This window comes from Exiguobacterium sp. s36, from assembly GCF_018618345.1.
GTDB lineage: Bacteria > Bacillota > Bacilli > Exiguobacteriales > Exiguobacteriaceae > Exiguobacterium > Exiguobacterium chiriqhucha.
This window is the reverse complement of sequence record NZ_JACSLW010000004.1, coordinates 207,620-230,397: the sequence shown is the minus strand read 5'-3', so window position 1 is coordinate 230,397 and position 22,778 is coordinate 207,620. Positions and strand designations below refer to the sequence as shown.

Sequence of the window (22,778 nt, the reverse complement as noted above, 5' to 3'; positions counted from 1 at the left end):
TCCGGCGAGGCGTATCATAATCAGTGCAAGCGCTTTCGTGAGATGGAGTCAACCAATGGGAGGAAACGATATGTATCGATTTATCACTGAATGGATGGACACGAATTTGATGTGGGTGACGGAGCAACCGACATTTGATCTCGCCGTCCAAGCGATTGGACTTGAACTCGAAGGTCGAGGTATCGTCAATGACACGTTCGCGCGCGTCGTGACGGAGCAAGAGCGGACGATCCCGTCGGGCGTTACCGATGTCGCCGTACCGGTCGCTGTCGTCGATGTACCGCTTCACGTCGCAAAACAAGACGGCATCACCTTGTTGCATCTCAATCAACCGTTTGCGATGCAGACGATTGCGGGAGAGAGTATTCGGGCCGAAGCGATTTTCTTCATCACGGCGACGACGGAAGCGAAACAGTCGGCGCTCCATAAGTTGATGGACGACTTGCTCATGGACGATGAGACGTTACAGGCGCTCGTGCACGTACAGAGCCGGACCGGATTGTATCATTTGCAGACGATGGACTTGAAAGCGTTTTCTTATTGAGGCGTTTCATGTACAATGAAGATAACTGAAAAAGAGCGCGGCTGCCGTGCTCTTTTTTACGGCTCAAAAGTGAATAGTCATTCATTTTCAAAGGGGGATTATCATGGCAAACTTAGTCACGGCACTACAAGGCGTGGTGGCCGCGCATCCGAACAAGGCGGCCTACGTGTTTGGGGAAGACACGGTCAGCTACGGACAGTTCTATGGACAAGTCGAGGCGATGGCGGCGACGCTCGAGCAAAAAGGCATCGGTCAAGGCGACCACGTCGCGCTCGTCCTCGGCAACAGCCCCGCGTTCTTGATTTCGTATTTCGCGGTGCTCGCCCGAGGTGGGGTCGTCATTCCGATCAACCCTACATACACACCGGATGAGATGGCCTACATCTTGCTCGATGGCGACGTAAAGGCGATTGTCGCGTTGTCGCCGCTCGTCGCGCAAGCGGAAGCCGCACTCACGAACTTACCGCGACTCCGACTCGTCATCTCGGTCCCGTATGCAGACGTACCGGCGTTGAAGCGGGATGGGGACATCGAGTTCTTACCGTTCAGCGAGGCGTTCGCGACGACGAAAGCTGAAGTGGTCGAAGTCGATGAGGGCGAGGTCGCTGTCATCCTGTATACGAGCGGGACGACCGGGAAACCGAAAGGCGCCTTGTTGACACATCTCAACTTGTTCTCGAACGCCCATTCGATCGGGGAGTATTTGGAGATCACGCCGGAAGACAAAGCGCTCGCCGCCTTACCGATGTTCCACGTCTTCTGTTTGACGGTCATCGTCAACGCACCGCTCCTGCGCGGGGCGACGATTGTCATCTTGCCAAAATTCTCACCGCAGGACGTGTTCGACCTCGTCCCAAAACATCGCGTCAGCATTTTTGCCGGTGTCCCGACGATGTACAACTTCCTGTTGCAGACGGCGATGAAAGTTCCAGCATACGCCTCGGCGCTCAAGCACGTCCGCGTCTTCGTATCCGGTGGAGCGAGTCTGCCGGTACAGTTGCTCGAATCGTTCGAGCAAAAGTTCGAGTGTAAGATCCTCGAAGGATACGGTCTGTCCGAGGCGTCACCGGTCACGTGTTTCAATCCGCTCCACGGCGAGCGGAAAGCCGGGTCAATCGGTCCGTCAATCGTCCACGTCGAGAACAAGGTCGTCGACGAACTCGGCGAAGAGGTCGGGGTCGACGAGGTCGGTGAACTGATCGTCCGTGGACCGAACGTGATGAAAGGCTATTATAAATTACCGGAAGAAACGTCGATGACGCTTCGCGATGGATGGCTCTATACGGGCGACTTGGCGAAACGGGACAAAGACGGTTACTTTTATATCGTCGACCGGAAGAAGGACATGGTCATCGTCGGTGGCTATAACGTCTATCCGCGCGAAGTCGAAGAAGTGCTCTATCAACATCCGGGTATCGTCGAAGCAGCCGTCATCGGGGTACCGGATGCCGAACAAGGGGAAGCGGTCAAAGCGTTCATCGTCACGCGAGACGAACAGGTGACGCTCGACGAGATTCGAGCGTTCGCGGCGACGAAACTGGCGAAGTACAAACAGCCGACGCATATCGAAATCATCGAGGAGCTGCCGCGGAACACGACCGGGAAGATTTTACGGACCGTCTTGAAGAGCGAGCAATTCCAACGCAATTGACGGGAGAGAAGGACGACGAAATCAGTCGTCCTTTTTTTGTTCAAAAGATTTGACACCGTTACCGGGTAGGGGTATATTGATGGTGAGGTGATAATCATGGAAGAATTCATGCATGACCAACCAATCGTTCCGCGTGAAGACGCAGAACGTGAAGCGCTCAGCAAACGGCTGCGCCGAATCGAAGGACAAGTACGTGGGATTCAAAAGATGGTCGAGAGCGACCGCTACTGCGTCGATATTTTGACCCAGACGTCAGCCATTCAAGCGGCACTCAAACAAGTCGAGATGCAACTGCTCGAACGTCACATGCGTAAATGTTTAGTCCATGCGAGTGAAACGGAAGACATGGACCCGTACATTGACGAATTGATGACAATCGTCAGCCGCATCAAGAAGTAAGGAGGTGTTCCGATGAAAACCGTCGAACTGTCGATTCAAGGGATGACATGCGCCGCATGCTCGGCCCGCATCGAGAAAGTGTTAAATAAAATGGACGGTGTCGAAGCGACCGTCAACTTGCCGCTCGAGACGGCGACGATTCGCGTCGACGACGGCATCACCGAAGACGAGCTGATCGCCCGCATCGAAAAAATCGGTTACGGCGCAGAACGAAAGGCGGAACTGACGCCAAAACACGACCTGCGCCCCCTCGAGCGAAAAGTGCTCATCTCGGCGCTGTTGTCGGCACCGCTTCTGCTCGTCATGATTACGCACATCCCAGGTGTGGCGTTCCAGGCCGATTGGCTGATGAGCCCGTGGTGGCAATTCGCGCTCGCCACGCCGGTCCAGTTTTGGATTGGGGCCCAGTTTTATAAGGGTGCTTATAAGAGTTTGAAGAGCGGCACGGCCAATATGGACGTGCTCGTGGCAACAGGGACGTCGGCGGCTTATTTTTACTCCGTCTTCGAGATGCTCGCCCATCCGATGCATCCGTCACTCTATTTTGAGACGAGTGCCGTCCTAATCACGCTCGTATTACTCGGAAAATGGTTAGAGGCCCGAGCGAAAGAGAAAACGACAGACGCGCTCAAATCGCTTCTGTCGTTACAGGCGAAAGAGGCGATTTTACTCGTAGACGGTGAAGAACGCTCGGTCGCGATCGATTTGGTCAAAGCCGGTGACGTCATCGTCGTTCGTCCAGGTGAAAAAGTGCCGGTCGATGGGAAAATCGTCGAAGGAGAGACGGTCATCGATGAGTCGATGCTGACCGGGGAGTCGATTCCATCCGAGAAAACTGTCGGAGCTGACGTCGTCGGCGGAACGATTAACCGTTCACATCGGGTGTTGATGGTCGCCGAACGTGTCGGTAGCGAGACGATGCTCGCTCAAATTGTCCGCGTCGTCGAACAGGCCCAAACGGACAAGGCGCCGATTCAACGGCAGGCCGACCGAATTTCGGGTGTGTTCGTCCCAATCGTCGTCGCCATCAGCGCCTTGACGTTCGGGGTGTGGACACTCGGGTTCAACGATTTAGACATGGCAATTCGGGCCTCGATCGCCGTCCTCGTCATCGCCTGTCCATGTGCGCTCGGTTTGGCGACGCCGACATCGATTATGGTCGGGACAGGCCGTGCCGCCGAACAAGGCGTCTTATTTAAAGGTGGTGGCCAACTCGAATCGTTGAATGGTGTCGACATCGTTGTCTTTGATAAGACGGGGACACTCACGAAAGGGACGCCGGAAGTGGTGGCGACGTTCGGAGACGCGGCGTTCTTGAAGTTGGCCATCATGGCCGAACGCCAGTCGACACACCCGCTCGCCGAGGCGATTGGTCGTGGTGAAGGCAGCGGCCAGGTCGAACGTGTCGAAGAGTTGGCCGGTCGAGGATTGAAAGCGGTCGTGGATGGGAAACCTCTACGTATCGGTTCAGTCCGCATGATGCAAGAAGCCGGATTCGCCTTACCGGACTGGGACATGCAGGCGATGACGCCTGTCTATGTGGCTGACGAGTCTGGAATCGTCGCGGCGTTCGGTCTACAAGATCAATTGAAAGAGCGGAGCCGTGCCGTCGTGCAACATCTAGCCTTGACGAGACAAGTGTACGTCTTGACCGGCGACCGCAAAGAAGTCGCATTCGATATCGCACGTCAACTCGGGATTCCCGAAACGAACGTCATCGCCGAGGTGCTACCGGTCGAGAAAGCGGATCACGTCGAAGCGTTGAAGCGCCAAGGACGTGTCGCCATGGTCGGAGACGGCATGAATGATGCACCGGCTCTCGCCGTCGCGGATGTCGGCATTGCGTTTGGAAGCGGGACGGATGTCGCATTAGAAGCGGCTGACGTCACCGTGATGGGACAAGACATCGAGGGCGTGAATCGCGCCATCGAGATGAGTTCATTGACGATGCGTAACATTCGGCAAAACCTGTTCTGGGCGCTGGCTTATAACAGTCTGGGCATCCCGGTCGCAGCAGCGGGGCTGCTCGCCCCTTGGATTGCCGGGGCAGCGATGGCGTTCAGTTCGGTCTCTGTCGTCTTGAATGCGTTACGATTGAAAACACAAGGAGGAAAATCAACATGAATGAAACGACTTTAAAAGTAGAAGGTATGACATGCAACCATTGCAAAGCAGCGGTCGAAGGGGCGCTGACGGAATTAGACGGCGTCGAATCAGCGAACGTTTCGCTCCAGGACCATCGGGTCGATGTCATCCATAACGATAAAATCTCGAAACGAGCGATGATTGAAGCCATCGAAGAACAAGGCTACGACGTCAACGCATGATTCAAAGCTCTCGCCTGACGGCGGGAGCTTTTTTTGTGATGTTCAAGCGAGTCAAAACATGCTATATTATAGGTGATAATGAGAATCGCTATCAATGGGGAAGGTGGGGGCAAGATGGAACTCGTAATGATTAGCGGCGTACTGGCCTTACTGAGTGGAGGCACAGTGTTCCTCGCGCAACAGATGCGTACTCGGCCGACACGGTAAGGAAGGGGAGACCCTTCTTTTTTTGTCGATTCGTTGACGTGTGGCGAGCACATTCAGCGCCCAAGAAACGACCCCATTCCCATCTTTTGTCCATAATTGTTTGATATGATATGTAAAAACGTTGCAGAGGTGACTCGAATGTACACAATTTATTTAGTGGATGACGAAATCAATTTGAACAAAATGCTCGTCACATATTTGGAGCAGGAAGGGTATCGCGTTCGGTCGTTCACGGACGGAATCTCGGCTCAAGCTGCCATCAAGGACGAGCCGGACCTATGGGTGCTCGATATCATGCTTCCAGACTTGGACGGGTTCCAACTGTTGAAACAAATCAAGGCGACGAACGCCTTCACGCCGACGATTTTTATTTCGGCACGTGACGAAGACATCGATAAAATCATCGGGCTCGAGATGGGGTCTGACGATTACATCGCCAAACCGTTCTTGCCGCGCGAGCTTGTCATCCGGGTGAAGAAGTTGATTGACCGGGTGTACGGCTCAAAATCGAACGAACATATCGAGTATGGGGAATATACGATTTATCCCGAGAAACGTCTCATCCGACACGAACAGGATGAAATCGATTTGACGTCGAAAGAGTTCGACTTATTGCTCCTCTTCCTCGAACATCCGGGTTCGGCGTTGTCGCGTGAACAGATTCTCGAAGGTGTCTGGGGCCATGACTATTTCGGTTCGGACCGCGTCGTCGATGATTTGGTGCGGCGCCTGCGGAAGAAATTGCATCGCTTGGAGCTCGAGACGCTCTATGGCGTCGGTTATCGACTCGTTAAGCCATGAAGCTCGATCACCTTCAGCCGAAGCGGCTCATGTGGAAAATCTGGGTGTTGATTCTCCTCATCATCGTGACGCTCGCCTTGATGATTTTATTGACGATTCGTTCCTCGATCACGCAGTTCATCGATGAACAAGTGTATGAGACGTTGCAAGATGTCGATTATTACCTGGGTAATACGAACGAGTTGGAAAATATCCCGCAAAATCCGATTGAATATGATCGGCGGCAACAAGAGTCCCGTTCGGTCAACCAGCTCATCTTTCTGCCGAACGGACGAATCATTTATGGGTCGGCCCCGCTCGAACTGACGAACCGGATGTATCAAGAGGCGATCGAACAGACGAGCGAGGTCGCTAAATATCAGACGACGATTGACGGAGAGGATGTCTACTATATCATCCGTCAAAACGAGTACGACGGGGAGCTCATCTATCAGGCATCTTATGCGTGGGACGCCTATCGCCGTGAGCTCGTTTCGACGCTCTACTGGCGCATCTCGATTTTAATCGGGGTCATTAGCTTACTGTCGTTGATTCCGGCCTTATGGATGTCGCGTGAGCTGACGAAGCCAATTGTCGAGATGGAACGGGCGGTCGAAAAAATCTCGAACCGTCAATGGGAGACGGTGCTCCCGCTCGCCCGTCAAGACGAGCTCGGCCAATTGGCCCGCTCGATTGATGCGATGCGGCAAGAGCTGCAAGAGCAGGACGTGGCCCAACAGGCGTTGCTTCAAAACATCTCCCACGACTTGAAGACGCCAATCATGGTCATCCGTGGTTACGCCCAATCGATTGGGGACGGCATCTATCCGACCGGAGACTTGAAAGGGTCGGCCGAAGTCATTGATGAAGAGGCATCGCGTCTCGAGAAAAAAGTCGTCGATTTGTTGTACGTCACCAAGCTGGAATATTTCAAAGGCCAAGAGATGCGGCTTGAACCAATCAATCTCGATAAATTGGTGGAGCTGCTCGTCAGCCGGTTCAAATTGCGTGGCAACTTGGACTGGACGGTCGAAGGACATGCCGGTGAGATGCTCGGTGATGGGGAACAGATTCGCGTCGCGTTCGAGAACGTGCTCGATAACGCCTTGCGTTACGCCGAATCGAGGATTCATATCCGTCTGTCGCACACTGAGGCAGGCGTCGAGATCACGATTGAGAACGATGGCCCACCTGTCGATGAGAACCTCGACTTGTTCCATCAATTCTCACGCGGAAAACAAGGAAAGTTTGGGCTCGGTCTCTTCATCGTTCAACGGATTGTGACGCTCCATGAGGGGACGGTCGCATTGGGAAATACAAGTGACGGAGTTGCTGTGCATTTTCACTTTCCGCCCTCGAATTCGATAAAAAAACTAAAGTTAGATTCTCGAAATTAAAAATCAGCCACTCGTTGGCTGATTTTTTTTAATGGGAAATGTTGGAGTTCGATTTGTGAAAACGATGATTCCTTGTTATGAATGAGAGGTAAGGCAATACATCCATGATGGAGGCAGATCAGATGACTAAGTTGACGAATGAAACAAGAGCTTTGATTCCGGTGTTTAATGAGTACGGGGAGGCGGAGACGCTCGTCTATCAATCCGATGGGGTTCAACGCTTGAAAGGCTCACCCCTTCACTTACTCGAATCCGCCTGTCTATATTACGGTTCAAGTATCCAAGGACGGATTGAAGCGGCCCGTGGCGTACTCGGCCCGCACCGGAAAACGCCCGTCATCATGGATTGGCACGCAGATACAATCTTTTTCCCGACCATCGCCAAAGAAAGCCCGGACTGTGCTTGGATCAATTTTTCACATGTGCACAAGGCGAATAAAAGTGGAAAAGGGAGCAAAATTTTATTCCATTCGGGAGAAACGGTCGATGTCCCGGTATCCAGTCACACGGTCGACAAACAAAAACAACGCGCCATCCAATTATCGTACTCCTTCCAGAAACGCTTTCACTGAAACACATTCAGTCAGGTTTAAAGATTGAAATCGATGACGAACCCCTCTATGATGAAGAAGAATAGTTCATATGTGTATTTGCACATCATCTGAAAGTGAGGGGTCAACATGTTTTTTCAAAAAATGATTGAACGAGGAAAACTGGTCATCGTGTTTTTACTCGTCGCAGTCGTCGTCGGGGTGCTCACGTTCTTCCAACTTCCGAAGCGTGAAATTCCGGAGACGAGTGTCAATATCATCTTGATTCAGACGCCATATCCAGGCGCGACCGCAGAGACGGTCGAACGGAACGTCACGAATATTTTGGAGACTGAATTGAGAGGACTCGAAGGAATCGAGAAAGTGTCATCATTATCCGCATCCGAGTTCTCAAACATCACAGTCGAGTATGAAGACGGCTTCGACCGAAGTGAGCTCCAGGCGAACGTGCGCCAAGCCATCTCGGATGCCGCACCGCGCTTGCCTGAGAATGCGCTGGCACCGACCGTCAATGATTCGATCGGACAATTGCCGGTCGCTTCATATTTGTTGACTTCGGACGACCGCGAAACGTTGCAAGCGGCTCGAGAAGATGTCGAGCGGTTGGAGGAACGATTGTTGCGGACCGAAGGCGTGACCGGTGTGACAATCAAAGGATTGCCAGAAACCGAATTCGTCGTCTCGCTCGACTCGGCCGAACTCGGGGAGCGTCAACTCGCCTTCCCGGACGTTTTGACGGCCATCAATGAAGAATATAAGACGACACCGCTCGGACGCCAGTCGACGGAAGAGGGCATCTATCAGTTGGCGATCGACAGTTTGACGAACGTCAATGATATGGGCCAAGTCGTCGTCGGATCGGTAGACGGGACGCCCGTTCTACTCGAAGACGTCGGTACGGTCGAAGAGACGGAAAAAGCGGTCACCGACCTCGTCTCGCTCGATGGGATGCCCGCCATTTCCTTGACGGTCACAATCGAGTCGGGACAAGATATCCCGACGCTGCAAGAACGCGTCGATGAAGTCGTCGCCGCAGAAGTCGGAGACGTCTCTGGCGTCGAGCTCGTCCCTTATTACGAGCAGGCCAAAGCGGTCGACGCGATCTTCTCGTCGTTGACAAAAGAGTTCATCGTCGCCATGATTGCCGTCATCGTCGTCACGACGATTGGATTGACGGTATCAGGATCCATCATCGTCAGCTTGGCGATTCCATTATCGTTCTTGCTCGCGTTAATCCCGCTTCGCTTCACGGGGGTCGACTTGAACCAAATCTCCATCATCGGTGCCATCATCGCCCTCGGGATTCTCGTCGATGACGCCATCGTCGTCAACGACAACATCCTGCGTCGTTACCGGAAAGGGGATACGGCGATGGGAGGTGCCGTACGCGGGACGAAAGAAGTGTGGGGCTCGATCGTCACTTCGACGCTCGCCGTCGTCTTCGCTTTCTTGCCATTGACCCTCTTGTCAGGTGCGAACGGGAACTTTATCCGCGCCTTGCCGACCGTATTGGCGTTATCGGTGCTCGCTTCGATGGTCATCAGTTTGACTCTCGTCCCGATTGCCCAATACTGGTTGAACCGGAAACAAGTCAAAGTCTCGAAACGAGAGCCGGGTTGGTTAGGGAAACCACTCAACCGTCTCAGTAATTTCTATGCGGACACGTTGTTGCCAAAAGTTGCGAAGCGTCCATGGACGTTCGGACTCGTCGGTTTCGTCATCACGACCGCCTTGTACGGATTGATTCTATTGACACCATTCGAATTTTTCCCGGCCGCGAACCGACCAGAAGTCGTGACGAGCGTCACATTACCGGTCCAGACCGACTTGGAAGAGACGGAACGGAGACTTCAAGCCATCGAGGAAGAGTTCCAAAGCATCGATGGCGTCACCGAGACGTCCATCTTTGCCGGGAGCGGGTTACCGAGCCTGTTCACGGGTGGTCTCGACCAAACAGGTGACAACACCGGCCAAATCGTCGTCCGTGTCGATAACGAGACAATCGATGCGATTCAATTGATTGATGAGTATACGACACAAATCCGGGAAAACAACCCGGACGCTGAAATCTTCTTGGATACGCAACAACAAGGACCGCCGACTTCGGCACCTGTCGAGTTCACGATGCGCGGCGAGACAATCGACGAGCTCGTGGCGGCACGGGATACCGTGAAAGCAGACCTCGAAGAGATTGACGGCGCACTCGTCCTCGATAACATTAAAGAGCCGTTCCAAACACTCACGTATGAGCTCGACCGTGACGCGATGGCGGCCGCTGGCGTGACCGCGAAAGCGATCAGTGACCAGATTCGCCTCGTCACGGACGGGATTCCGATCGGAACGTTCGATGATGGTGTCGAACAGCGCGATGTGAAAATTGTCGTCGATGCGGAAGCAAACCGTGAGGCGCTCGCTTTAGACGATATTCTCGTCCCAGTCGAAACGGAAGCCGGCCCACCGGTCGCACCGCTCAGCACGTTCGTCACCGAAACGACGACGGAACAGATTCAACAGATTCCGCGTGAAAACGGAGAACGGACCGTGACGCTCCAAATCTTTGCGAGCGAAGGTATGGACGAGGAAGCGTTCAAACAAGACGTCGACCGCGTGCTCGCCGATGCAGAATCTGCATTGACCGATGACGGGATTGCCTTTGATCAATCGGGGGCAAGTGACACACAAAACGAGTTCTTCCTTGAACTCGCCACGTTGTTCGTCGTCGTCTTGTTCTTAATCTTCTTGATTATCGCATTCCAGTTCAATTCATTGTCACTACCGATGCTCGTCCTGTTCACGATTTACTTGGCGATTGCCGGAGCTGTCGTCGGACTGTTCATCACACAGACGCCATTTAGCTTCATGGCTTCGATGGGGATTGTCTCGCTCGCCGGAATCGTCGTGCGGAACGCCGTCGTCTTGTTCGAGTTCATCGAGCAAGGGATTCGGGACGGCATGGCTGTCACGACCGCTGTCTATGAGGCAGGGCGGGCCCGGATTCGTCCGATCCTGTTGACGGCCTTGACCGCCGTCGTCGCCCTCTTGCCGGTCGCGTTCGGACAAGACCCGCTCTTCAAACCACTTGCCATCTGTATCGTGTCAGGGATTCTGTTCTCGACGGTACTGACGCTCGTGCTCGTCCCGGCCTACTACTTGATTTTGGCGAAACGTCGCCACCGGGATAAACCGTTCACAGAGTAAGGAAACGACCGGCCATCGTGCCGGTCTTTTTTCATGTCATCTGTTCGGCTGCCAAGGGAAGGTATGTTTTTGTGAGATGCTCTATGGGTATAATAAGAGAAGGACTTCACAATATTGGAGGGAATCAACGATGAATGATTCATACACATGGTTAAATCGCCGGACGATTCGCCCGGCTTACAGTGCGACAGGAGGCCGGGCGTGGACGAGCGAACGCGTCGTCCGTCCGGATGCAGCGCGGGGGAAGACGGTTCGCGGTGTCAAACGCGTCCGTCGTCCGTATACGGATGAGCATGGAAATCGCCGTTATACGACGGGGCGCGTCGTCATCACTGATGCGGCACGCAAAGCGCGGGCCAACGGTCATGGTGAGTCGGCCGTTCAACTCGAGTTGTCGGTGCCGACACCGTACGAACGGGTCAAAGAGATGATTCCGACGAAGAAAATCCTCGTGCCTGCCATGGCCGGGATTGCCGTCGCTGGTGGGATTGCCGGAGTCATTTATGCACTGCGCAAGAAAAAGCGGAACAAAGGAAAATAAAAAAAATCGCCCAACTCGGGCGATTTTTTTTATTTGAGACGATCCGCAAGAATCCGCTCGAGCTGTTGCTCGCCGAGTTCGCGCATCTCTGCTTCATTCTCTTCATCGTATGCCTCGTCAGTGAAACGTCCGACGAATTCGACTTTCCCGTTGCCGAGTTCACGGAAGACGAGGTTTTTGCGGTCCTGATAAAAGACGACGCGGTACTCTCGTCCGTTCTCGTGCATATAGTTGAACACACCTTTAATGTGGTCCATGTTCTTTTCTTCGGGTTGGTCTTCTTCCTCTTCGTCCTCTTCGAGGGCGTCGGCGAGGACTGCCGTCGGTTCTACTTCTTCCGTTTCTTCTTCAGACGAAACGGCCTCTTTCTTTTCTTCTTCTGTCATGAAAAACGACCTCCTTTACTTACTTTCTTATCATACCCGCTTTTCGAAAGGCTGACTACTCAAAATGGTGCGAGCAGACGCGGACGACGTTCGAGGATGACATGATCAAGCGATGGAACAGCTGTTGTTTGATCGACTCGGGCGCATCGACCGTTTTGAGCGCTTGCTCCATGCAGCCGAGCCAATGTCCGGCATGCGTCTCAGAGATGGGGTGGTCACGATGAATCATCGCCAAGTTACCGCCACCACGACGTTCCGTATACAGTTTCGGTCCCCCGAGCAACTGTGTTAAAAATTCGAATTGATGCGCTTTGACCCGCTCTTTGTCGTCCGGAAACAACGGCAACAAGACCGGGTCGGCGTAGACGAGATCATAAAAGGCGTCTACGAGCTGTTGGACTCCACGCTCGCCGCCGAATTGTTCATATGCACTCATGTTCATTTCCCCCTCATACGTCCAGTCTAATCGATTTCCGCTGAAATTGGGAAGGATGCGGGCTGGTCAATTTTCTTGCCGGGGTCTCGAAGGATTTCCCTCTACAAACTGCGCAGAATGGGTCATAATAAAGAAAAAAGGGAAGGGGTGTTCGCCTAAATGACGGTCACTTTTCACGTCGGGCGTTCCGGGAGCGGAAAAAGCGAATGGATGACGAAACAAGTCATCGAAGAGCTGAAGCGTGACCCGAGCGGACCGACTATCTATATGCTCGTCCCAGACCAAATGTCGTTTGAAATGGAACGGAAGATGGCGATGACCGACGGCTTGAACGGGTCGACCCGGATTCAAGTCTTATCGATGCGCCGTCTCGCCTTTTTGATGATGCGCGACCGTGGCGTCGCGACCGAACAGTTTTTGGACCAGACGGGGACACATTTGCTGTTGCGCCGTGTCGTCGAGATGAACGAGGAACGCTTGACCTTGTTCCGCCGGACGATGAATCAGTTCGGTTTCTATGAGGAATTGAATGCGTTGATCACGCTCCTCAAACGAGGACTCGTCGATCCGGAGCAGTTGCTCCGCTTGAGCGAACAAGACCAACACCGGTCACTGAAACTGCAGGACCTGTCCATCCTGTATGAAGGTTTCTTGACGATGACAGCGGGGAAATCGCTGCACGCCGAAGATTACTTTAACGTGCTGCTGCAACTGTTACCGGACATCGACTTGACCGGGACCCGGTTTTACGTCGATGGGTTCAATGAATTTTCCGAGCAGGAGCTGGCGGTGCTGGTCGCTTTGGCGGAGAAGGCGCCGCTCGATGTCCTGTTGACGATTGACCCGGATTCGCTCTACCGGCCCCATCCGTCGTTCGGACCGACACAGCGTACGCTCATGCGCTTCAAAGAGCTGTTATCCGAACGGGGCATCTCGTCGAGTGACACGCCTCATACGGGTGCGCCTCGCTTCCAACATCCGAGCTTGGCCTATCTCGAGGCCACGTTCGGGCAAGTGATGGCAGCCCCGTATACCCGTCCCGATTCGAACGTCGTGTTACACGCGGCCGTCGACCGGTCGGTGGAAGTCGAGGCCGCCGTCCGTGAAGTCGTGCGTCTCGTTCGTGAGGAAGGCTTCCGTTACCGCGATATCGCGTTCGTGTCCCGTTCGCTTGAAGCGTACGGTGATTTGGCGACGCAGGCGCTACAAAAAATGAACTTGCCGTTCTTCCTCGATGAGCGACAACCGATGCTCGATCATCCGGTCGTCGAATTACTGAGGGCGACGATTGAAGTCGCACTCCGTGGATACCGGGAAGAGCCGGTGTTTCGCGCACTGAAGACGGAATTGATTCTGCTCGATGCGGAGCATCGACGCACATCGGTCGATCGGCTCGAGGCGTTCGTGATTGAACGGGGGATTAAACATTACCATTGGCATGATGCGTGGTACTTGAAACGTCGTGCCGAGGAAGAGGCACGGTTGACCGGGGAAGAACTCGACGTAGAGACGGCGCTCAATCGCTATCGGCAAACCGTCGTCGACACGTTCGACCCGTTGTTGGATGACTTGAAGGCAGCGAAGACGATGCAGGCGTACACGCATGCCATCTACGCATTCTTGAAACGAGTCGGCGTGGCGTCCTGTCTTGCCCATTGGCGAGATGAGGCGCTCGAAGAGGCACGCTTGCTCGAGGCGCGCGAACATACGCAAGTATGGGACGCGGTGTTGCACTTGCTCGAACAGCTAGAGGCGGCCGCACCGGACGAGACGCTCTCGACCGAGCTGTTCCTCCAAATGATGGACACCGGGCTCGATAGTCTGCGCTATGCGCTCGTCCCGCCTTCTTTGGATCAATTGACGGTCACCGATTATGTTCGGGGCCGGTTGCTTGATAAGAAAGTCGTCTTCCTGCTCGGAGCGAACGAAGATCAAATCCCGCTCGTCTCGACCCAGTCGAAACTATTGACCGACCAGGACCTCGACTTCATGCACGAGAACGGCGTCCGGGCCGGGAAAGCGACCGAGCACTTGTTTGACGATGAGACGTACTATTTGTATAAGGCGCTCACTGCACCGAGTCATCGGCTGTTCGTCAGCTACGCCCTCGTCGACCGCGCCGGCAAGGCGATTCAGCCGGCCAGCTTCATCGCGGACCTCAAGGCGCGGCTTGGCGGCGGCAAGGTCGTGACGACCCACTTCGCAGAAGCCGGGGAACATCGCCCGAGCGACCAGTTGTCGTTTATCACGAACGTGAATCAGACGGCAGCGGTCACGGCGCTCGAATTACAGCGGCTCAGTCGCCACTACCCGATTCAAGACACGTGGTTCACGGTATATAACGAGCTGTTGAAACATCCGGAAGGCCGCGAGCGGATCCGGTTATTGACGAGCGCGCTCTTCTATCAAAACGTGCCCAAGCCGTTACCGGAAGACGTCGCCAAGTCGCTGTACACGAACTCGATTCGGGCGAGCGTCTCGCGGCTCGAGACGTTCCAAGCCTGTCCGTACCGTCACTTCGCGAGTTACGGCCTTCGTTTAAAAGAGCGCCGCTTGTATCGCTTAGAGGCGCCAGATATCGGCAACTTGTATCATCGCACCATCGAGCACATGTCCCAGACCGTGCAGATGGAAGGGAAAGAATGGCGTGATGTGAGCCGGGAGGAATGTTCGTCTCTCGCCGAGGCGGCCGTCGAGCTCGTCACACCAGAGATTCAAAACGCGATTTTGATGAGTTCGAACCGGTATGGCTATTTGAAGAAAAAATTGACCGACGTCGTCAGCAAGACGGCGGAAGTGTTAATCGAGCAGTCGAAACGAGACGGGTTCGATCCGGTCGCCTTTGAGCTCGCTTTCGGCAGCGGCAATTTCCCGCCGGTATCGTTCACGCTCAGTAACGGGGCGACGTGCGAACTCGTCGGTCGGATTGACCGGGTCGATACGGCTTCGATTCACGACCAATTGTACGTTCGGATCGTCGATTACAAGTCGAGTAAACGAGAGATCGACTTCGCCGAGATTTATTACGGGCTCGCGATGCAGATGCTCATCTATTTGAAAGTGTTGATTGAGCAGGCGAACGCCTGGACGCAAGAGAACGTCGCCCCAGCGGCCGCGCTCTATTTCCACGTCCATCGCCCGCTCGTCGCTCCGGCCGAGACGGATACCGACACCGAACGCAAGGTGCTCGAGTCGTATCAGATGCAAGGGTTGCTCGTCGATGATCCGGCCATTTTAGAGATGATGGACCGGACGGCGAAACTCGACCAGAAAAAATCAATCGTCATCCCGGTCAAGTACAAGAAAGACGGGACGCTCGATGCGAACACGACGAAAAAAGTCGTCTCGCCACCGCAACTCGAACAGTTGATGGACCATGCCATCGATTTGGCCCAATCGAGCGCCGAGGCGATGTATGACGGTGAAATCGGGGTCGAACCGTATGAGTATAAAGAACGCCGGCCATGCCAGACGTGCCCGTTCCAAAGTGTCTGTCACTTTGATGAGGCGTTGTCCAACGAGGCACGGCAATTGAAAAAGCTAGAAAAAGATGACGTCTTGTCAAGATTAGGAGGTGACGTCGATGAAGTGGACGAATGACCAACAAGCGGCCATTGATGCCAGAGGATCGCACGTGCTCGTCTCGGCGGCAGCCGGTTCCGGCAAGACGGCAGTCCTCGTGGAACGACTTGCGAGCCGTCTCTTGGATGAGACGGACGAACTGACGGCCGACCGCATGCTCGTGGTCACATTCACGAATGCGGCCGCGGCCGAGATGAAGCGGCGAATCGCCAAAGCGCTCGATCAAGCGCTTCGTGACGACCCGGAGAACGCATATATTCGCAAACAACGCCAAATGCTCAACCGAGCACTCATCACGACGATTCACTCGTTCTGTCTCGAGGTGATTCGAGAGAATTACTATTTGCTCGACCTCGACCCGGCGTTCAAAATCGCTGAAGAGCGTGATTTGGTGCTCTTGCAGGACGATGTGCTCGAAGACGTGCTCGAAGACGCCTATGGCGAACAAGACCAAGCGTTCTTCGCCTTGATTGACGCCTATACGTCCGACCGCGGGGACAGTGAGATTGAGGAGTTGATTCTCGGACTTTATCACTATGCGCGAACACTGCCTGACCCGGAAGCCTATTTGGATGAGCTCGTCTCGTTGTATCAATTTGACGGGGACCCGGACGATGAGCAATTGCTGATCGAATTCGGTCACCAGCTTTGGGTAGACATCGAGAAGGCGTTGCGTCAACTTCGTCGCGTCGCCATCGAGCTTCGGCTCGCCGGTTATGAGGCGCAATCCGAGAACGTGCAACAGGCGATTTTGCCGTTCGCGAACCTTGATCCGGACTCGTTCAAGTGGAGCGAGCTCGAGACGGCTTCCCGCGCCGTCAAATTCGGGACGATGAAATCCGTCCAAAAGAAAGACGAACATCATGTCTACCACACGGTGTTGAAACCGGCCTACGACCAGGCGAAGAAGAAGTTGAGCGAAGCGACCGCACAGGCCGGCACGAGCGGAGCGGACTATTTAGAAGTCTTGATGACGCAACGTCCGCTCGTCGAGACGCTCGTCAAGACCGTCCGGACGTTCGGTGCCGCCTATGAGCAGGCGAAGCGGGACCGCGCTTTCGTCGATTTCAGCGACCTTGAACATTATGCGCTCGCGATTTTGCGCGACGGGGACGGACCGTCCTCGGTCGCATCGCTCTATAAACAGCGCTTCGCCGAAGTGTTGATCGATGAGTATCAAGATACGAACGAGATCCAAGAAACGATTATCGGACTCGTCAGCCACGAAGCCGAACACGTCGGCAACTTGTTCATGGTCGGCGATATCAAACAATCGATTTATCGGTTCCGCCATGCCGAGCCGCGTCTGTTCATCGAAAAGGCGACCCGGTTCAAACAAGGTGGTTCGGGACAACGGATCGACCTGTCCCAAAACTTCAGGAGCCGGGCCGAAGTGCTCCATGGCATCAACGACTTGTTCGTCCGGTTGATGGACGAGGAAGTAAGTGAGATCGAATACGATGAGGCGGCCCGACTCGTGCCAGGCCGGGCGTATGAGGAGCTCGAGGCGAGACCTGAGCTGATTCTCGTCAATGGTGAGAGTCGTGATCTCTCGAAACAAGAGCTCGAAGGACGCGCCATCGCGACCCGGATTTTAGAACTTGTCTCGGGCGAGGAACCGTTCAAAGTGACCGATGAGGCGACCGGCTTGCTGCGGTCGTGCGAATATCGCGATATCGTCATCTTGGTCCGCTCAAAAAAAGAGCGCGTCGAACAGCTGATGGATATTTTGACACAGTACAACATCCCGGCCTATACCGATTCAGACGGCGGCTATTTCCAGGCGACCGAGATTCGCATGATGCTCGCCGTGTTGAAACTGATTGACAATCCGCTTCAAGACATCCCGCTCGCGGGAGCGCTCCGTTCACCGATGTTCGGCTTCAGTGACCAAGAACTGGCCAAGATTCGTCTTGAATCGGAGGACTCGTTCTTCGAGGCGCTCAAAGCGAAAGCGGACGATGAGGATGACCTCGGTCTGAAGTGCGGCGATGTGCTCGATGCGTTGTCAGCGTGGCGCACGTTCGCACGGAACCATAGTTTGTCGGAGCTGATTCAACAAGTGTTCAACGACACCGGCTTCTACGATTTCGCCGGCGGCTTGCCAGGTGGGAAAGGACGCCAAGAAAACTTGAAGGCGCTCTATGATCGGGCCTTGTCCTATGAACGGAGCGGATACCGCGGTTTGTATCGCTTCCTCCGCGTGATGGACCGACTGCAAGATAACGGTGAGGATTTGTCAGAGGCGCGTTCGCTCGGCGAAGAAGAGAACGTCGTCCGAATCATGACGGTCCATAAGTCGAAAGGACTGGAATTCCCGGTCACGATCGTCGCCCAGCTTGGAAAGCAGTTCAATAAACGCGACCAAATGCAGCGCGTCATCTTCCATAAACGGTATGGCATCTCGCTCGACGCCATCGATGTCGTCACCCGGACGAAGACGGAGACGTTCGTCAAAGAGATGATTCGCCGCGATCTCGATGCCACGATGAAAGCCGAAGAGATGCGGGTCTTATATGTCGCGCTCACTCGGGCCAAAGAGAAACTGATTTTGGTCGGGACGATTAAAGAACCGGGGAAGCAGATTCAGCAGTGGCTGCATGTCGAGCAGACCGGGACGACGTTGTCGGCTGAGTCGCGTCGTGACGCGAAGACGTATCTCGATTGGGTCGCGCCGGCACTCCTGAAACTTGAAGGGGCTGCCTCGTTCTTAGAACAACAAGGCTTGCCGGTTATCGCTCCGCAACCAGAAGCGACACCGTGGACGTATCGCATCATTGGTGAAGAGGATTTGGCAGAAGTCGCCACACTCCAAGAGATGATGGCGCAGCTCCATCATGTCAAACAGTTCGAGGCGATCGATTTTCCGGTGAAAGACGAAGCGAACGTCAGTGAGTTCGTCCACAAGGCGTTCGCCTACGCCTATCCGGCACAGGCTGCGACGGAGACGGCGGCCAAACAAACGGTGACCGAATTGAAGCGGGCGCTCCAGCTTGAACAGGCGGCGTTCGAAGAGACGTACCGGGCGACGGACACCCCGTATCGAGAACCAAAATGGAAGCAAGCTCAGCAGACAGGGGCCGAACGGGGGACGACGTTACATCTCGTCTTCCAATTGATCGACCCGTCTGAGCCGCTCGATGTCCAAATCGACCGCTGGGAAGCGGAAAGCATGCTTAGCCCGGTCGAGGCCGAGACGGCACGGCTTGCGAGTCCTGAAATCAAGGCGTTCTTTGCCTCGGACACAGGACGCGCGTTGACCGCAGCGCTTCAAACCGGGACAGGTTGGCGCGAGCTACCGTTCACGTACACGGTCCCGGCCGAGCGAGTCAATCCAACGGGGACGTTCACCGACGAGCACGTGCTGATCCAAGGGATTATCGATTGTCTGTTTTATGACGGAGAGACGTATGTACTTCTCGATTATAAATCGGACTCTGTGCTTTTCTCGAGCGGTTCCCGTGACGCGGCAAAACAAATGTTACGTGACCGCTATCACGTCCAACTCTCGCTTTATCGTGAGGCGATTGAGGCGATTTGGGGAATCACGGTCGGGCAGATGCTCATTTATTCGCTCGAATTGCAGGAAATTGTTGTATTATAATGTAGACGTTGTGAAGAAAAAGGGGTACGGTTATACACCGTACACCCTTATTTTTTGTGATTACGAACTGAATCCGTTAAAATAATGAAATGGGATAAAAAATGGAGGAATCGTCATGGTAAAAATTTTACTAGCAGAAGATGAAGAAGTATTACGCATGCTTGTTTTAGATACATTAGAAGATGAAGGATATGACATTGATGAAGCGCCAGACGGCCTTGAAGCCTATCGGCTAATCGAACAGAACGAGTACGACCTCGTGATTGTCGACCATATGATGCCAGGCATGACCGGTCTTGAGGTCATTGAGAAAGTACGAAAACTGCCAGGACGTCAACATACGAAAGTGATGATGCTCACGGCGAAGAGCCAACAATCTGATCGTGATTGCGCGAATGAGATTGGCGTCGACTACTTTATTTCGAAGCCGTTCAGTCCACTTGAATTGGTGAAGATTATAGGAGGCATCGTGAATTGAACAGATGGTTTAAACAAAAACTTGGTCGCGACCTCATGGTCGTCCTCTACTCGTTCCTCGCGCTCGCGCTCGTCGGCTCGATTTTTATGTATTTGCACATGCAAGAGCGTGTTGCGGCGAACGAACAACGGCTACAAGATGTCGATCAACGCATCGACCGTTTGAACACGCTGTGGGACGACTGGCAAGGGGTCCAATATGAGGCCCGAGGTTATCTCGTCTTCGGTGACACCGAAGCGCTCGATCGCGCCAAAGCGAAAGAGAATGAGTTCCAACAAGAAATCAACTGGTTCAAGAGTGTCGTTCAGACGAAACAAGGTGAGATTTTTGCGGAAGACTTGCAAGAGTTCCACGATTTCTATTTTGGCGTCATCCTTCCGGTGACGACGGAATATGGACAGTTGCGTGCTGACGGTGAAATCACCGAGACGACGATCGACCCGGAGACCGTATTAGGCTTACCGACCGCCCAGCGCTTGATTGAGCAGGGCGTCGTCCCGTACAGCCCAGAGCGCGGGATTGATACGCTCGGACCGATTCAACAGATTGAGACATCATTGTCAGATTATAAATCTTTGATGAATAGCGAGAAACAAAAAGTGTACGATGCTTGGAAATTGAATAACGATATTCTTCAATTCCTCTGGATTGCGAGCATTTTATCGTTCGCGGCATTGATTTTACTGTTCATCCAACCGTTCTTGCGTCGTCAAACGCGTTTGATTTCGCGTCTCTCAATCGCTTCGGACCGTCTGCTCAAGGGCGAGATCGTCGATTTGAGCGATCAGATGGGACGCGAAGATGAGATTGGGACGATGTCACGGTCGTTCCATAAGATGGCCGAGACGCTTCGTGACAATGAACGTCACTTGATTGAGAAAAACCATGAGTTACAGGCGCAACAAGAAGAATTGATTGCACAACAAGAGGAGCTTCAAGCCCAGCAGCAAGAGCTTGAAGAGATCTTGGAGCAGACGCAACAGAACGAGCAACACTTGGCTTATCGTAACGAATTGACCGAGACGCTCGCGGCCCGCGATTCGCTCACGGCCTATCCAGAAATTATCGAGAAGCTCGTCGCCATCACCGACTCAGAAGTCGGCGCGCTCGTCTTCGTCGATGCGACAGGTTCATTCTCGATCACGAGCCACGGCTTGAACGAGACGCTCACGCGTCAATTGCTCGATAGCGAGAATTCGGTCTTGACGCGGGCGATGACACTGCGGACGACCGTCCATTCGTCGAAACAAGTCGCGAGCGACCATCCGCTCCCGTATCCATACTATATGTATGAGACGGCCGTGCCGGTCCATGATCCGACGGATGACTCGATTATCGCGTTCATCTATCTCGTTCGTTATAAAGACCGCTTCACGCAGACACAGATGGGCGACATCATGTCGTTCGCCCGTCAGTTGTCGCTCTCACTTCTCCGGATGCGTCTGTTTGAAGAGATGACCCGTGAGAAAGGGAAGACGGAACGGATTCTCGACTCGATTCGCGAGGCGGTCATTTACGTCGAACACTCGACCGATGACGTCTTCGTCAACCGTCCGCTCTATGAGATGTTCCCTGAGCTTGACGAGATCACGTCGAGCGAACTCGCGGAACTATCATGGAACGAATGGCGCGAGACGATTTCAACGACAGTCGATCAAGAAGACGATTTCTTGAAGTATACCGATCGTTTGTTCACGGACGACTTCCCGCATGACAGCGTGAGTTTCTCGATCCGTAAAGGGGAAATGAACCTACAGATGTATGCGGAACGCATCGTCGTCGGCGGGTTATCGAAAGGAACGTTGCTCGTCTTCCGTGACATCACGAGCGAGACCGAGGCGGAACGCTTGAAGAGCGAGTTCATCTCGACCATCTCCCATGAATTACGGACCCCGCTCTCTTCGATTTATGGGTTCACCGAGCTCATGGTCAAGAAGCAGTTGCCGAACGAGAAGCAAGCGAAATACTTGCAGACGATTCATGCCGAGACGGAGCGCTTGACGCATCTCGTCAACGACTTCCTTGACGTACAACGGATGGAAGCCGGCAGTCAAATGTATGACCGCGAACAGCTCGACGTCGAGCCGGTCATTCGCGATATGATGACGTTCTATGAGGCGTCATCGTTGAAACACCAGTTCGAACTCGTCACGGCCGATGATCGCCCGTACGAACTGTTCGCCGACTGTCAGAAGTTCAAACAGTTGATGAGTAACTTGCTCTCGAACGCCGTGAAGTATTCGCCGCGTGGCGGGAAAATCACGGTTGAACTGGCCCATCACGACCAATCCATTTCGATTAAAGTGAAAGACCAAGGAATCGGGATTCCGAGCGATGCGCTCGACCGACTCTTCGACAAGTTCTATCGTGTCGACAATTCGGACAGCCGTGAAATCGGCGGTACCGGACTCGGCCTCCCGATCTGTCAGGAGATCGTCCGCGGTCACGCCGGTCAGATTCATGTCGAGTCGGTGCAGCATCAAGGCTCGACGTTCACGGTCGTCATTCCAAGTTATGAATACGCCGTCCGTGAACAAGAAACGACGACAGCTTAATCACGTCAGCAACGCAAGGCGCCTATCGATCATCGATGGGGCGCCTTTTTGGTGGAAGCGAAGATTTTTCAATCACCTGCTTGACCGTAAAGCGAGCGACTCGTGTACAATAGAGATTGTACATAATGGAAAGGGGGACTTT

General features: G+C 53.9%; 16 protein-coding genes. 14 read left to right on the top strand and 2 right to left on the bottom strand.

The features are described 5' to 3' along the window. The first annotated feature begins 70 nt into the window (after nt 1–70). The 10 genes from KNP95_RS10840 (at nt 71) to KNP95_RS10795 (ending at nt 11,595) form a co-directional block, all read left to right on the top strand. Complete coding sequence (locus tag KNP95_RS10840; protein ID WP_131472251.1) at nt 71–544, top strand: PTS sugar transporter subunit IIA; 474 nt, start codon at nt 71–73, stop codon at nt 542–544. Nucleotides 545–647: 103 nt separating this feature from the next. Further along, complete coding sequence (locus KNP95_RS10835; RefSeq protein ID WP_214837088.1) at nt 648–2,195, top strand: long-chain-fatty-acid--CoA ligase; 1,548 nt, start codon at nt 648–650, stop codon at nt 2,193–2,195. Nucleotides 2,196–2,291: 96 nt separating this feature from the next. Next, entirely contained in the window at nt 2,292–2,594 is a 303-nt protein-coding gene (locus KNP95_RS10830) for a metal-sensitive transcriptional regulator (RefSeq protein ID WP_021066698.1), read from the top strand. Nucleotides 2,595–2,606: 12 nt separating this feature from the next. After that, the gene (locus KNP95_RS10825) at nt 2,607–4,718 is read left to right on the top strand and encodes a heavy metal translocating P-type ATPase (RefSeq protein ID WP_214837085.1); all 2,112 of its coding nucleotides are present in this window, start codon (nt 2,607–2,609) and stop codon (nt 4,716–4,718) included. Then, on the top strand, nt 4,715–4,921 hold the full coding sequence (gene copZ / locus KNP95_RS10820; RefSeq protein WP_214837082.1) for a copper chaperone CopZ: 207 nt from the start codon (nt 4,715–4,717) through the stop codon (nt 4,919–4,921). The genes KNP95_RS10825 and copZ overlap by 4 nt, the downstream gene beginning before the upstream one ends. Before the next feature lie 345 nt (nt 4,922–5,266). Beyond that, nucleotides 5,267–5,929: a response regulator transcription factor gene (locus tag KNP95_RS10815; RefSeq protein WP_021066695.1), complete on the top strand. Its 663-nt coding sequence runs from the start codon at nt 5,267–5,269 to the stop codon at nt 5,927–5,929. A 29-nt stretch (nt 5,930–5,958) separates the two neighbouring features. After that, on the top strand, nt 5,959–7,305 hold the full coding sequence (locus tag KNP95_RS10810; protein ID WP_251138527.1) for a sensor histidine kinase: 1,347 nt from the start codon (nt 5,959–5,961) through the stop codon (nt 7,303–7,305). Nucleotides 7,306–7,427: 122 nt separating this feature from the next. After that, nucleotides 7,428–7,877 carry a competence protein ComK gene (locus tag KNP95_RS10805; protein WP_251026131.1) on the top strand — a complete coding sequence of 150 codons (450 nt, stop codon included), beginning with the start codon at nt 7,428–7,430 and terminating at the stop codon, nt 7,875–7,877. A gap of 108 nt (nt 7,878–7,985) precedes the next feature. Next, nucleotides 7,986–11,054 (top strand): efflux RND transporter permease subunit, encoded by a 3,069-nt coding sequence (locus tag KNP95_RS10800; RefSeq protein WP_214837079.1) that lies wholly within the window; start codon nt 7,986–7,988, stop codon nt 11,052–11,054. 130 nt (nt 11,055–11,184) lie between these two features. Continuing rightward, nucleotides 11,185–11,595: a hypothetical protein gene (locus tag KNP95_RS10795; RefSeq protein WP_021066691.1), complete on the top strand. Its 411-nt coding sequence runs from the start codon at nt 11,185–11,187 to the stop codon at nt 11,593–11,595. A gap of 29 nt (nt 11,596–11,624) precedes the next feature. Here KNP95_RS10795 and KNP95_RS10790 read toward each other — a convergent pair whose 3' ends face one another. Both KNP95_RS10790 and KNP95_RS10785 read right to left on the bottom strand, forming a co-directional pair. Further along, a complete protein-coding gene (locus KNP95_RS10790; protein WP_021066690.1) occupies nt 11,625–11,981 on the bottom strand; it encodes a hypothetical protein in 357 nt (118 codons plus the stop codon). A gap of 55 nt (nt 11,982–12,036) precedes the next feature. Beyond that, nucleotides 12,037–12,417 carry a truncated hemoglobin gene (locus KNP95_RS10785; RefSeq protein ID WP_021066689.1) on the bottom strand — a complete coding sequence of 127 codons (381 nt, stop codon included), beginning with the start codon at nt 12,415–12,417 and terminating at the stop codon, nt 12,037–12,039. Between the two features lie 159 nt (nt 12,418–12,576). On the opposite strand from KNP95_RS10785, the gene addB reads away from it, so the two are divergent. From addB to KNP95_RS10765, 4 genes are all read left to right on the top strand, one after another. Then, entirely contained in the window at nt 12,577–16,017 is a 3,441-nt protein-coding gene (gene addB / locus KNP95_RS10780; protein ID WP_214837076.1) for a helicase-exonuclease AddAB subunit AddB, read from the top strand. After that, the gene (gene addA / locus KNP95_RS10775; protein ID WP_214837073.1) at nt 16,001–19,603 is read left to right on the top strand and encodes a helicase-exonuclease AddAB subunit AddA; all 3,603 of its coding nucleotides are present in this window, start codon (nt 16,001–16,003) and stop codon (nt 19,601–19,603) included. Before addB ends, addA begins: the two co-directional genes overlap by 17 nt. Nucleotides 19,604–19,718: 115 nt before the next feature. Beyond that, nucleotides 19,719–20,081 carry a response regulator gene (locus tag KNP95_RS10770; protein ID WP_021066686.1) on the top strand — a complete coding sequence of 121 codons (363 nt, stop codon included), beginning with the start codon at nt 19,719–19,721 and terminating at the stop codon, nt 20,079–20,081. After that, complete coding sequence (locus KNP95_RS10765; RefSeq protein WP_214837070.1) at nt 20,078–22,636, top strand: HAMP domain-containing sensor histidine kinase; 2,559 nt, start codon at nt 20,078–20,080, stop codon at nt 22,634–22,636. The genes KNP95_RS10770 and KNP95_RS10765 overlap by 4 nt, the downstream gene beginning before the upstream one ends. The last annotated feature ends 142 nt before the right edge of the window (nt 22,637–22,778 follow it).